The sequence below is a fragment of the Rhodanobacter sp. sgz306013 genome (genome assembly GCF_057031145.1).
This window is the reverse complement of record NZ_JBXCIJ010000001.1, coordinates 1,015,365-1,029,483: the sequence shown is the minus strand read 5'-3', so window position 1 is coordinate 1,029,483 and position 14,119 is coordinate 1,015,365. Positions and strand designations below refer to the sequence as shown.

At 68.5% G+C, this 14,119-nt stretch carries 7 protein-coding genes; all 7 read right to left on the bottom strand.

Annotated features, from left to right (window positions below; all coding sequences use genetic code 11):
• Position 1: 1 nt before the first annotated feature.
• Positions 2-361 (bottom strand): tRNA-binding protein, encoded by a 360-nt coding sequence (locus AC2EWF_RS04635; RefSeq protein WP_483638164.1) that lies wholly within the window; start codon positions 359-361, stop codon positions 2-4.
• Positions 358-1,656, bottom strand: a complete 1,299-nt coding sequence (locus tag AC2EWF_RS04630) for an NAD(P)/FAD-dependent oxidoreductase (RefSeq protein ID WP_483638163.1) — start codon at positions 1,654-1,656, stop codon at positions 358-360. Before AC2EWF_RS04630 ends, AC2EWF_RS04635 begins: the two co-directional genes overlap by 4 nt.
• A gap of 73 nt (positions 1,657-1,729) precedes the next feature.
• Positions 1,730-4,108 (bottom strand): penicillin-binding protein 1C, encoded by a 2,379-nt coding sequence (gene pbpC / locus AC2EWF_RS04625; RefSeq protein ID WP_483638162.1) that lies wholly within the window; start codon positions 4,106-4,108, stop codon positions 1,730-1,732.
• Positions 4,109-4,150: 42 nt separating this feature from the next.
• Positions 4,151-10,156 (bottom strand): alpha-2-macroglobulin family protein, encoded by a 6,006-nt coding sequence (locus AC2EWF_RS04620; protein ID WP_483638161.1) that lies wholly within the window; start codon positions 10,154-10,156, stop codon positions 4,151-4,153.
• Positions 10,157-10,342: 186 nt separating this feature from the next.
• Entirely contained in the window at positions 10,343-11,218 is an 876-nt protein-coding gene (galU, locus tag AC2EWF_RS04615) for a UTP--glucose-1-phosphate uridylyltransferase GalU (RefSeq protein ID WP_483638160.1), read from the bottom strand.
• A complete protein-coding gene (locus AC2EWF_RS04610; protein ID WP_483638159.1) occupies positions 11,219-13,114 on the bottom strand; it encodes a polysaccharide biosynthesis protein in 1,896 nt (631 codons plus the stop codon).
• Positions 13,101-14,117, bottom strand: a complete 1,017-nt coding sequence (locus tag AC2EWF_RS04605; RefSeq protein ID WP_483638158.1) for an MraY family glycosyltransferase — start codon at positions 14,115-14,117, stop codon at positions 13,101-13,103. The genes AC2EWF_RS04610 and AC2EWF_RS04605 overlap by 14 nt, the downstream gene beginning before the upstream one ends.
• Between the last annotated feature and the right edge of the window lie 2 nt (positions 14,118-14,119).

The window sequence follows — 14,119 nt, the reverse complement described above, 5'->3', positions numbered from 1 at the left end:
GTCAGGCCAGCCGCGTACCGTTGGGTACCGGGCGCTCGATCGCGGTGAGCACCACGCCTTCCGCGGTGGGAAAGCCCGTGAGCAGGAACTGCGAGCGGAACGGGCCGATCTGCTTCTCGGGGAAGTTGATCACTCCGACGATCTGCCGGCCGATGAGATCCTCGGCCTTGTACAGCGCCACGATCTGCGCGCTGGTCTTCTTCTCACCGTAGGGGCCGAAGTCGGCCCATACCTTCCATGCCGGCTTGCGCGCCTCGGGGAAGGCTTCCACCTTGGTCACGGTACCAGCGACGATCAGCACCTTCTCGAAATCGCCCCAGCCTATCTCCCTCACCTGATCCGTCCCGCTCGTTCCGCTCATCCTTCCAGCCTCGTCTTGAATCCGTCGCGGGCCTGTTGCCACCAATAGTTGAGTTGGGCGGCGAGCAGGCCGAAGGGTTTGTGCGTGCCGGCCAGCCCGTAGTCCGCGAATTGCTTCCAGCCCTCCTCGCCATCGGCGATCGCCGCGGCGAGCAGCTCGCCCACGGCGCAGGTGGGCGCGAGTCCGTGGCCGCCGAAGGCTTGCGCCCACCACAGGCCGGCGTCCTCGCCTTCGCCGCGGCCGAGCTGCGGCATCTGGTGCCGTGCATAGCTCATCAGTCCCGACCACGCGTAGTCGATTTTCGCATCCTTGAGCTTCGGGAACACCCGCGCCAAGTCATGCCGGAGCAGGCGTGGCACCGCCTGCGGTGCGCGGTTGCGGACCGAGATGCGGCCGCCCCACAGCAGCCGCGTGTCGGGCAGCGGACGGTAGTAGTCGAAGGCGAAGCGCGTGTCGTAGACCGCCGCGCGCGTGGCAAGGCATTCGGCGAGGCGGTCGCCCAGCGGCTCGGTGGCCATCACGTAGGTGGCGATGGGCAGCACGGCACGGTCGATGCCCTTGCGCAGGCCGGCAAGGTAACCGCCGCAGGCCAGCACCACCTGCTCCGCCAGCACTTCGCCGTGCGGCGTGCTGAGCAGCCAGCGGGTGCCTTCGCGCTGCAGGCGCCACACGTCGCTTTCTTCGTGGATGCGCACGCCCTGCCCGCTCGCCGCGGCCGCAAGGCCGATGGCGTAGTTCAACGGGTGCAGGTGCAATGCATTACGCTCGTACAGACCGTCGTGATAGCGCTCGCTGCGCACGCGCTGGCGCAATTCGTCCCCCGGCAGCCAGTCCCAGTGCACGTCGTAATGTTCGGCGAGCAGGCCCTGGCGCCGGCGCAGCACCTCGGGATCGCGGAACCAGTTGGCCCAGATCACGCCCTCGTCCACGGCATCGCAGGCGATGGCGTACCTTGCCACGCGCTCGCGGATGCGCTGCACCGCCGCCGTGGTCAGGCCGAACAGCGCGCCGGCGCGCGCCGCGCCGAGCTGGTCGAGCAACGCCTGCTCGCCCAGCGAATAGCCCGCGAACACGAAGCCGCCATTGCGGCCCGAGGCGCCGAAGCCGATCTGTTCGCGCTCCAGCAGCACCACGTCGCGCACGCCGCGTTCGGCCAGCCCCAACGCGGCATTGAGCCCAGCGTAGCCGCCCCCGACGATGGCCACGCGCGCTTCGTGCCGTCCTTGCAGCGGCGGATGGGCTTCGTATGGCGTGGCGGTGGCGCGGTAGTACGACGGAACCGGTGCTTGCTTCATGCCTGGCGCCCCTGTGCGACAGTGAAGCGCCCGAGCATAGCCCATTCAATGCACGGGGCTCATTGAACCGCACTCATTGAACCAGGCCCACATCGAGTTCGCGCTCGTCGCTGCGGCCATGGTCGTCCACCACGCGTACGCGGTAGCTGCCGGCGCTGCGCGGCTGCCAGAACAGGCTGTCGCCGGGGGTGCCCTGCCCCACGTAGGCATCGTCGACGAACCAGTAAAGCATGTGCACATCGGCATCGGCGGTGGCGCCGAAGGCGATCGGCGTGGGCCGGTCCTGGCGCAGGCGCATCGCATAGGTGCTGCCGCGCAGGGGCGAAGTGATCTGCGGCGGATCGCCGACGGGGCGACCGGCATTGTGGCAGGCAGTGTTCTGCGGCGGCCTGCGCCGCGGGATGCCGGCTTGCGCGAACACCTGGGCGAGATCGGAGGGCCAGAATTCGAACACCTGCACGTGCGTGCGTCTGCCTGCATACGGCGGGCAGGCCGGCAGGCCCGTGGCATCGTCGATCACCAGCGGACGGTAGATGTTGTCCACCCGGATCGGCGACTTGCCGGGGATGAACCAGGTCCAGCCGCGCTGCGGGCACCACGGGCTGGGCAGCTCGCCGCTGGCGAGGCAGATCTCGACGCGCTTCAGCTCCGCCGGCATGTGGCGGATCGGCGCACGCATGTGCGGACGTTCGGCACGCAGCGCATCGACGATCTGGAAGAACAGTGGCGCGGCCGCTTCCACGCCCACGAAGGCGTTGTTCGGCGTACCGTCGAAATTGCCTATCCACACCACCAGCACGTAGGGACCGAAGCTCCCGGCGGTCCAGGCGTCATGGAAGGACCAGGAAGTACCGGTCTTCCAGGCCACCGGCAGGTGCATGTGCTCGGCGCCGAACGCGGCGTCGGGGCGTGGGTTCTGCCGCAGCATGTCCGTCACCATGAAGCTGGCCGCGTCGCTCAGCAGGCGCGTGCCCTGCGGCTGCGGATCGTCCGCGCGCAGGCGCAGCGGCTGCAGCACGCCGCGGTTGGCGAGCATGGCGTAGAGGTCGGCCAGCTCCTGCATCGTCACCTCGCCGCCCCCCAGCACCAGGGCGAGGCCGTAATGCTGTTCACTGGCCAGCCGGCTGACGCCGGCCTCGCGCAGGAAGTCGTACAGGCTGGGCTGGTGCAGTTGCGAGGCCACCCACACGGCGGGGATGTTGCGGCTGCGGATCAGCGCCTGGGTGGCGGTGATCGGGCCGAGGAAATGCCCGTCGAAATTCTCCGGCGTGTAGGGACCGAACGAGCTGGGCACGTCGCGCAGTACGGTCTGTGGATGCAGCACGCCCTGGTCGAAACCCAGCGCGTAGATGAAGGGCTTGAGCGTGGAGCCCGGCGAACGCTTGGCCAGGGTGCCGTTGACCTGGCCCTGGATGCCGGCGTCGAAGTAGTCGGCCGAGCCGACCATCGCCTTGATGCCCATGTCGCGGGTGTCGACCAGCAGCGCCGCCGCGTTGCGGATGCCGCGCGAAGCGTTGCGCTGCACATAGTTCGCCACCTGCCGTTCCAGCGCATGCTGCAGGCCGAGGTCGATGGTGGTGACCACGCGCGAAGGCAGGCGTTCGCCGCCGAGGTGCTGCATGGCCAGTAGCTGGTCCACCGCGTGCGGTGCCTCGAACGGCAGCCGCGACAAGGGGCGCAGGGTCAGCGGCAAGGCGAACAGCGGCCGCAGTGCCGCGTCGCGCGGATGGCGACGCAGCCAGTGCGTGTAGAGCCGGTTGCGGGCATCGGCCAGCGCCGGGTTGATCAGCACCCCGCCGGCGGCCCTGCCCTGCTGCAGCGGGCGGGCGGGATCCTGCGGAATCACCGCCAGGGTCAAGGCTTCCGGCAGGGTGAGCTCTCCGGCCGGCTTGCCGAAATAGGCCAGGCTCGCCGCCCCCACGCCCTGCACGTTGCCGCCGTAGGGCGCGTCGTTGAGGTAGGCCTCGAGGATCGCGCGCTTGGAATAGAACAGCTCAAGCTGCACTGCACGCCCGATCTGGCGCAGCTTGCCCAGCGGCGTGCGCGTGTCCATTCGCCACAGCAGGCGCGCCAGTTGCATCGTGACGGTGGAGCCGCCCTGCGGATGGCGATGACGCACATAGGTGACCCACGCGCCACGCAGCAGGCCCCAGGGATTGAAGCCCGGGTGCCAGCGGAACCAGCGGTCTTCGTGCAGCAGCACGGCCTCGACCAGCTGGGGCGAAATCTGCTTCAGCGGCACCCACAGGCGGTACTGCTGGTCGCTGGCCAGGGCAAGCCGCAGCAGGTGCCCGTCGTCGTCGTACACCGCCACGGAGGTGGGCAGGCGTTCGCGCAGCGGCGGATGCGGCCATAGCCGGCAACCCGCCAGCAGCGCGGCGAGCAGCACGATCGCGACCAGCCAGTTCTGCCAGCGGACAAGCAGACGCCTCAGGAAATGGGTGGCGAGCATCCGCCCCTCACCCCGACCTCTCCGTCGCCGCGCCATGGCGGCTCACGGTTTCGACACCACGGTAAGCACCGTGCCGCCAGGCGAGCGGGCCTGGATCGCGCGGTCGTACATCGACTCGGCGTAGGCCGGAGGCACCTGGAACCTGCCGGCGTTGGTCGCCTTGATGCGATAGACGAACTCGCGCGCGTCTGGCGTGGCCGTGCCGTAGATCACCACGCGATCCTCCCGGATGTCCGCGTACTCGGGCCGCCAGGTGGAGCTGGACAGGCCGATCGGCGAACGCCAGGACGAGTCAGCAGCCGCGCTGCCATCGGAATCGCCGGCATCGCCATTGTCCGCCGGCGCAGCCGGTGGTGGCGACTGCAGCACCGGATCGAAGCCACCGGGCAGCAGGTCGACAATGGCCACGTTGCCCACGCCCTCGTCACCGGTGGCACGGATCTTCAGGTGCACGTCGATCTCCTCGCCCACCGCGACCTGGCCCAGCGGCTTGCCGTTCGTGTCGGTGTAGTCGCGCACGATCTCGATGCCGTGCTTGATCGCATCGTCGGATGAGCTGCGGTCGTAGCCGCCCTGGGTGGCGATGCGCCAGGCCGGCAGGTCGCCGTGGTTGACGAAGCGCAACGCGGTTGCCGCGCTGCTCCAGCTGCCGCCCTGCAGGATGCCGCCCTGCGGCTGGGCGATGGATTTCGCACTGCCGTCGGCCAGTACCTCGTCGATGCCGAGCCTGTCGAGGTTGCTTGCGGTCTGTTTCGCGTAGCTGTCCAGCGCCAGCACGGTCATCGCCGACGACAAGGTGTTGTAGTCCCCGTGCGCCAGCGGCCAGGCGATGTTCTCGAACACCCGCGGCGGCAGCGCCTTCGCCTCCAGCGGGAAGTGCCTGGCCACCAGGTAAAGCACGCTGGCGTCGCGGGTCAGCGGGTCGTAGTAGTAGCCGTAGCTGAAGCCCTCCGCCGCCTTCTGCCGGGTCAGCGCCTTGAGCGGCCCCGCCATCAGCCGGTTCGCCTCGTCGTCCTGCTTGAGCAGCTTGTAGGAGGCGGCAAGCCATGCCGCGGCAAGGTCGTCCTGCCACGCCTTGGGGTACAGATCCTGCAGCCGTTTCTGTACTGCAGCGAGGTCGTTGGTGGTGACGTTGCCCTGGCGGGTCAGCAGGTACACCGCATACGCGCGCTGGCGCAACTGGTCCAGCGTATCCATGCTGTCGTCGGCCGCCAGCTGCTTCAGGTACTGGTTGCCCGCGTCGAGCATGTCCTGCGGCACGGCCACGCCGCGTTCCCGCGCCTCGATCAGGAAGTTCATCGCGTAGTCGGAGACGAAGGGTTCGGCGTCCGGCGTGGCCGACCACAGACCGAAACCGCCCGCGCCGTTCTGCCGCGAATGCAGCACGTCGAGGAACTTCGCCAGCGCCTGGTCGTTGCCGACGGTCTTGTCAGCGAAGGCCGGCTGCAGCGCGTGCGCGAACACCGGCACCATCGGCCATTTCGCCACTACGATCAGCGGCATCGCCGAGCTGACGATCTGCTCGCTGCAGTAGTGCTGGTAGTTCACCAGGTAGCTGGTGATGCCCTGCGCCAGCACCACCGGCAGCGAGGAGATCGCCGCATCGCGCGAGGCGTAGGCGTCGTACAGCGGCCGCAAGGGCTTCAGTTCGGCCTGGCTGTTCGACTCCACCCTGCCCATGTCGACCTGGGTGCGGTAGGCCGCGGCCGGACGCACCGACAAGTCGATGCCTTGCCGTGCCGCCTTGCTGCCGTAGCTGGCAGCAAAGGCGAGATGGCCGGAGCCGAGCCGGTCGGTGGCCTTGACGCGGAAACGCACCACCCCTTCGCGCATCGAGGCCAGGCTCACCTCCTGCGTGGCCGGGCCCAGCACCTGCAATTGCGGGCCGGTCTGCAGCGTCACCGCCACCGGCACCGCCTTGCTGCCGATGCCGGTGAGGTTGTTCGCCACGCCCACGCTGACCTCGGCCTCGTCGCCAGGCGCCAGCGTGGTGGGCACGTTGGGCGAGAGCACGAAGTCGCCACGCACGGTGGTGGCGCCTTCCCAGGTGCCGATGCGATCGGCCGACACCGCCACCGCCATCACCCGCAGGCGGCCGTTGAAGTAATCCGGCACGGTGTAGCTGAAGTCCTTTTCGCCATCGACATCGACGATGCCCGACCAGTACGCCACCGGCTTGTCCCGCTTGCGCTTGAACGGATTGAGCTGACGGCCGATCGCCGCGTCGGCATCGCCGCCGGGCGCGGCGTTCATCGCCATCAGCTTCTCGAAGTCAGGCAGGATCAGGTCGAGGATCTGCGAAGTGCGCACCTCGAGCATCTTCTTGCGGAAGAAGTACTTCAGCGGATCGCCCAGCTTGTAGCGCGCGACCTGCAGGATGCCCTCGTCCACCGCGAACAGGACGACCTTCGCCGGCTGCGCCGCGTGCAGCTTGAAGGTCACCGTGTCGCCCGGCTTCACCAGTGCAGGGGTGTCCACCGTGAGCGTGTCGCGGCGCGTGCCGAGGTTTACCGAGAACGGCACCACGCCATAGGAGAGCGGGCTCATGAAGATCTCGTCGGAGGACGGATCGCGCACGAACTGCACGTTGACGTAGCCGTTGCCCTCGAAGTCCCTGGGCAAGGTGATGCTCTGCACCGAGCTGGTGGTGTCGGCGTGGAACCAGGCGTGCGCGTAGACCTTGTCGCGCTCGATGGTGATCAGGCCGCTGCCGGCATACGGCGCGTGGATCGCGACGTGGATGGTGTCGCCAGGCTGGTAGTCGCGCTTGTCAAGGCTGAGCTGCAGCTCGGCGTTGCGTTCCAGCGAGCGCGACAGGTTGGCGTTGCCGGCCACCGAGTAGCTGATCCGGTTGACCTCCTTGCGGTCGCTGCCGCGCAGGATCAGCAGCGCGTAGTCGCCGGGCTTGTCGGTGGGCAGTGCGTAGTCCATGCCGCCGGCGGGGATCGCCAACGGCTTTTCGTCGACCGGTATCTCCTTGAGCTTGGATTCGTACTTGTAGACACCCGAGCCCTGCCTGGTGAGCACCGAAACGTAGCGGCGCTCGACCAGCTGCGCCTTGAGGTCGTCCAGCGCGATCGACTTGGCGTCCGGCCCTATCGCCACCAGGCGCACCTTGCGCGCCGCGTTGCGGCTGACGTAGTCGAGGTCGTCGTCGCTCTTGTAGCCCACCAGCCAGTCGTTGGCCGATACCAGGGTCTGCGTGGCGGCGGCCACGCTGCGCCCGCCGTCGGCCTCGTGCACCTTGGCCAGGAAATAGAGCTGGTAGGTGGCGTCGGCGTACTTCCTGAGGTCCAGGTCGAACTCGGCATGCCCCTTGTCGTCGGTCTTGCCGTCGGCGAGGTTCTCCTCGTAGCCCTCCTTGGCGCGGCGGACGTCGTAGAAGTGGTAGTCCGGCCAGCCGTGGAAGGCCGGCCAGGCCGGACGCAGGGTAAGCGAGGCCTCCACCCGGCGATTCGCCGCCGGCGTGCCGAACAGGTTCTGCGCGTCGACCAGGCCCTTGAGCCGGTCGGGCTTCACCCAGCCCTCGGCGACCTGCTGCGAGAACTTGGCGCTCACCTTCAGACGGTCGGGCAGGAATTCCTTCACCTGCACCGTGGTGCCGCCGATCTGGGTATCGGCCTTGCCGCCGCGCACGATGTACAGGTTCACCGCCCAAGTGCCGGTGGGTGCGGTCTCGGCCGGCGTGTAGGCGAGTTCGCCGAAACCGGACGCATCCATGGCCAGCGGCACCTGCTTCACCGTGACGCCGCGCGGATCGACGATGTCGGCTTCCAGCGGGATGCCCGTCACGTTGCGCGCCCAGTCCGCGGCGCGCACGATCAGGCCGATGTGGAAGGCGTCCCCAGGGCGGTAGATGCCGCGGTCGGAGAACAGGTAGCCGCTGAGCTGGCCGAGGTTCGCCGCGTTCGCCTCGCCGCCCACGTCGAAGCGCGAATAGTCGAGCTGGCGGTCGTAGCTGCCGATCGGCAGGAAGGACAGGTCGCCGTCCTTGCTCACCACGTACAGCGCGGGCTTCTTCTCGCGCTCCAGCCCCTTGAAGCTGGGGAAGTGCACCACGCCATCGGCGCCGGTGGCCTGGGTGTACAGCGTCTGCCCGTTCACCGCGAGTACCGACACGCTGGCCCCGCCCACCGGCTGGCCGGTGTGGATGGACTGCACGAACACGTCCTGGCTGCCGTCCAGCGCGCGCTTCACCAGCATGCCGAGGTCGGTGACCACGATCAGGCGGTTGTCGCGAGGCGAATCGTCGCCGTCATCGCCGACGTCGTCGGCCGGTGCCGCGCTCGCGGCGGCTGGTGCGCCTGCGGACCGTCCCGGAGCCGGCGCCAGCCCCTGCTGCGCCAGCGCGCGCGCCTTCGCGGCGGCGGCGGCGCGCCTGGCGGCGGCCGCCGGGTCGTAGCCGGCGAGGTGCAGCCAGAACACCCCGCGCCTGCCCGGCTTGAGGTACTGACCCAGATCCACGCCCTCGTAGTGCGCTTGGCCCGGATCGCCCTTCGGGAACGCGCGCTTGATCTCGTAGCGCTCGACGATGTGGCTCTCGTCGAAGTCGTAGGGCAGCTCGGGATGGCTGTAGCTGCCCTGGTTCAGGCTGACCAGGTGCTGCAGTTGGTCGGGCAGCACGCGGCCGATCTCCACGCGCATGCCCGGCATGTTGCGCGAGACCACCGAGATGCGCTTGCTGCCGCTGAGCGAAAGCAGCGAACCGTCCGCCACGAAGCGCAGCAGCTTCGGATAGTCCGGCACCGTGAACACCTGCGCCACCGGCTTGCCCAGCACGTAGCCGCCGAAGGACTTCAATCCCTTGCCGATGCGCACGTAGATGCGCTGCCCCGGCACGGCGTGGTACTTGAAGCTCTGCAGTTCCTGGAAGTCGTTCTCGGTGGGCACCACCTGCAGCGGCAACGGCTGCGACTGGCGCAGCACATCCTCGCCCACTTCGGAGACGCCCCAGCCGTAGGGAGTGCCGGTGTCTGCTGTCCGCTCACCCGCCTTGCGCGCCGGCAGCACCCAGGCATGGATCAGGCCGGCCACGTCGCCGCCGCGCACGGCGCCGCTGAAGTTCGCCACCAGCACCTGCTCGGGCTCGTACTTGTCGTTGTCGACCAGGGTGGGCTTGAGTTCGTCCACGCCCAGGCTGTAGAGCCCAGGAATGCGCACGCTGGTCTTCAGCGCGTCCCTGGTGCCCTCGCCGCCGCGCGCACTGCGCACGCCGCTGTCCACCGCGACCGCCACGGCGCCGTCGTCGTGCGGCAGGGTCAGCGGCTGCGAGTGGATCCACGCATGCAGCCGGGTCGGGTCGTAGGTCACCGTGTACTTCAGCGCCGCACCGAGCCTACCTTCCCGGTCGGCCAGCGCCAGCGCGATGCGGCGTTCGAACTGCGCGGCGTCGATCGGGTAGTCGAAATCCACCGGCACGATCACCTGCTTGGCGGTGGCGTCCTGCGGATCCTGGTAGAACTCGCCCCTGCCCAGCGTGGCGGTGAACGGCGCAGTGTCGAACGCGAACTCGTCATCCGCCATCCGCACCTGCGGCGCGAATACCCGGCGCACGTCGAAGCGCACCTTGTAGTGCTGGCCCACCGGCCAATCGGCGGCCGGCGTGAAACGCAGGGTGCGGTCGTCCACCCAGGTCCATTGGCCTTTGGTCGCCGGGCGCATGTCGATGCCCTCGGTGACCGGCTTGCCGACCCGCTCGATCGGTGCGGCCGAGCCGGAGAACGCCAGCTCCAGCGGGTGCACCACGATCGGCTGCTTGCTGTAGTCGGTGACCGCCGGCGCCGCCACTTGCCAGGTGATCTGCTGCGGTTCCGGCGGACGCGGTCGCTGCTGCCACCAGCGCCAGCCGTACCAGCCGCCACCGGCCAGCACCACCGCGGCGAACAGGATGCCGGCCGAGCGCAGGGGACGCCGCTTTACGGCGCGCATCCAGCCCGGTGCCGACCAGGTCAGGTCACCCAGCAGCGGCCGCAGTGCCCAACCGAGTGCGCGCCCTGTGACGCGCAGCAGGCGCGCCGGCAGCAGGAGCAGGAATCGCAGCAGATCCATGGTGCTTCCCCTGGTCTCGTCCGTTGAAGGGCACCGGCATTGCTGTCGGTGTCGGGGTTCCCATGTACGTCTCGGCGCTGCAGCGAGGTGCAGGATCCGCGGATTCCCCCGTGCGCATCCTGCACCGCGAACGTGGCAGGACGCGGTCGCGATTCTGGCACGGCAGGGCCGCGCCGGTCAGCGGCCTCAAAGCGCGGCGGCGATCTCCCTCACCACCGGCGCCAGGCTCGGGTCCTGCAGCGCCATGTGCATGGTGGCGCGCACCAGGCCGGCCTTGTTGCCGCAATCGAAACGGGTGCCCTCGAAGCGGTAAGCCAGCACCTTGCCCTGCTCCTTGAGCAATGCCTCGATCGCATCGGTGAGCTGAATCTCGCCGCCGGCACCGGGCGTGGTGCGCTCCAGCAGCTCGAAGATGCGCCCCGGCAATACGTAGCGGCCGACCACGGCAAGATCGGACGGCGCGTCGGCTGGCTTCGGCTTTTCCACCATGTGGCGGATGCGCGCACTGCGTTCGTCAATGCGCACGGCATCGACGACGCCGTACTTGTCGGTCTGCTCGTGCGGTACTTCCTCCACCGCGATCACGCCGGCGCTCTCGCGTTCGCCCACCTCGGCCATCTGGCGCAGCGCGCCCTTGCCGGTGCCGTTCCAGATCAGGTCGTCCGGCAGCATCACGCCGAACGGCTCGTCGCCCACCACCGGCCTGGCACACAGCACGGCGTGGCCCAGGCCCAGCGCCTCGGGCTGGGTAACGAAAATCGCGCGCACATGTTTGGGCAGCGTGCCCTGCACCAGCGCCAGCAGCGCATCCTTGCCCTTCTCGTGCAGCTTCGCTTCCAGTTCGTAGGCCTTGTCGAAGTAGTCAGCGATGGCATGCTTGTAGCGATTGGTGACGAAAATGAGCGTGTCGGCGCCAGCATCGACGGCCTCGTCCACCGCGTACTGGATCAGCGGCTTGTCCAGTACCGGCAGCATCTCCTTGGCGACCACCTTGGTGGCAGGCAGGAAACGCGTGCCGAGGCCGGCCACCGGGAACACCACCTTGCGCAACGGCTTGCTCACTCACTGCTCTCCTGATTCATGGCGGCGGATCGAGACCACGTTGTCCGGCTGCGCCGTTTCGCTCCAGCGGAACGACGGCAGCAGGCTGGACACGCATCGCCGCAGCTCCTCGTCGTTATCCGTCGCGACCATCTCGGCCGCTTTATGCATCATCGCCTGCAGCAGTTCCCACGACACCTGGCGGTGCTGGGCCAGGAAGATCTTGGCGTGCGTGGTGGCGCTGTACTGCTCCAGCGGGTGGAACAGCTCCTCGAACAGCTTCTCGCCCGGGCGCAGGCCGGTGTAGACGATCGGTATCTCGCTGCCGGGCTTCTTGCCGGCGAGGCGGATCATCTGTTCGGCGAGATCGCGGATCTTCATCGGCTCGCCCATGTCCAGCGCGAAGATCTCGCCGCCCTTGCCGAGGCTGGCTGCCTGCAGGATCAGCTGGCAGGCCTCGGGGATGGTCATGAAGTAGCGCGAGATCTCCGGGTGGGTCACGGTGACCGGCCCGCCCGCGCGGATCTGCTGGCGGAACAGCGGCACCACCGAACCGGCCGAGTCCAGCACGTTGCCAAAGCGCACCGTGATGTAGCGGGTATCGGCGTGCGCGTCGAGGTTCTGGCACCAGATCTCCGCGATGCGCTTGCAGGCACCCATCACGCTGGTGGGATTGACCGCCTTGTCGGTGGAAATCAGCACGAAACACTCGACCCCGGCGTCACGCGCGAGGTCGGCCATGGTGCGCGTGCCCAGGACGTTGTTGAGGAAGGCCGCGCGCAGCTGACCCTGCAGCATCGGCACGTGCTTGTAGGCGGCCGCATGGAATACCACCTGCGGCCGCGTCTCGGCCAGCACCTTGCGCATCAGCACGCTGTCGCCGCAGCTGGCCAGCACGCCTTCGAGCAACAGCTCCGGGTAGTTCGCCCGCAGTTCGCGGGTGATCAGGTAAAGGTTGTATTCGCTGTGGTCGACCACCACCAGCGACTGCGCGCCAAGCCGCGCGACCTGGCGGCACAGCTCCGAACCGATCGAGCCGCCGCCGCCGGTGACCAGCACGCGACGGCCGCCGATCGTCTCCCGGATCGCGGTCCAGTCCAGTTCCACCGCGTCGCGACCGAGCAGGTCCTCAATCGCCACTTCCTTGATTTCGTTGAACTGCGCGCGACCGGCGACCACGTCGTCCAGCCGCGGAATCGTGCGGTACGGCAGGTCGCTGGCGTCGCACAACCCCACCACCCGGCGCATCTCGCTGACCGAGGCGTTCGGCAAGGCGATCAGCAGCATTTCCACCGCTGCTTCGCGGGCGATCTCCGGCAACTGCTCGAACTGGCCGAGCACCGGGTGGCCGTTGATGCTGGCGCCGCGCAACGCAGGGCGGTCATCGAGGAAGCCGACCACCGTGTACCCGCCGTCGCGATGGAGGTCGCGCGACAGCACCTCGCCGGCGCGGTCCGCGCCAAGGATCAGCACCCGTCGCAACGGGCGTTGACCGGTCACGCCGAGGCGGCTGTCTTTCCAGTAGCGGTAGGCAAGCCGCGGCACGCCCAGCACCACCGCCAGCATCACCGGGTAAAGCAGCAGCATCGAACGCGGCACGCCCTGCAGCCTGTTGAACATCGAAAGCAGCAACCAGACCGCCGCCGATCCGAGCACGGCGGCGCGCAGGATGTTCCACAGGTCCGGCAGGCTGGCGAAACGCCAGACTCCCTTGTACAGGCCGGTCCAGCGGAAGATCAGCCCCTGCGCCAGCAGCACCACCGGGAACTCGAACCAGCGGAACTGCATGACGTCTTCCGGCCGCACGGCGTAGCGCAGCAGCTTGGCGACCCACCAGGCCAGCGCGGCCATGGCCAGGTCGTGCAGCATCACCGCCACACGGGGATGGATGATGCCGACTAGCCTACGCAGCGACATGGCGGTCCTTGGGCGAATGACGGTGCAGACAACGGCGCTTGAGCAGCAGCCACAGCGCGGCTGCGGCCAGATAGGTGCCCATGGTAGTCGGCAGCCCCAGCTCTGGATGACTGGAGGCCAACCAGGCCAATGGCGCGGCTAGCAGCAGGTTCCATGTCATGTAGACCGCGCCTCCCCCGGCATGCGTGAAGCCGCACCGGACCAGCCACTGGTACAGGTGCTCGCGGTGCGCAGTGTACCAGCGGCGACCACGACAGAACCGTGACAGCAAGGTCAGGCTGGCATCGGTGACGAAGGCCGAGGACAGGATCAGCGCCGGCCACAGCAGCTGCGTCTCGACCCGCCAGAGCATCGCCGTGAACGCGAAGATCAACAGGCCCACGCTGCCGCTGCCCACGTCGCCCATGAAGATGCGCGCGGGCGAGCGATTCAGGCACCAGAAGCCGAGGCAGGCCGTGGCCAGGCAGCCCGTGGCCAGCGCCAGCGCCCCTTGGCCGGCGCCCAGGGCCAGCAGTGCCATTCCGGCGCCCACGAACATCCCCTGCTGGGCCAGCAAGCCGTCGATGCCGTCCATGAAATTGTGCAGGTTGACACTCCAGACGCCGGTCAGCAGCAGCACGGGCAACCAACACCACGACAGCCCATCCACCGCCAGTGCCCCGGCCAACAGCAGCACCGCCAGCAGCTGCGCCCCGAAACGCGGCAGGATCGGCAGCGAGCGATGGTCATCCCACCAGCCGGCCAGCGCTACCAGCAGCAGCGCCGCCGAGAGGCCGGCTACCACCAGTGGCGACCACGATGCCGTTGTGCCGGACAGCAACCCGGGCAGGCTGACCAGCGCCGCGATGACAATGCCGACGCCGCCACCGCGCGGCGTCGGGATGCTGTGCGAACGCCGCTGGCCGGGACGGTCGAGCATGCCGCGACGGTGCGCATAGGCAATCGCCGCGCGCGCCGACAACCACGCGATGAGGAAGGACAGCAGCAACCATCCGATGGCCATGA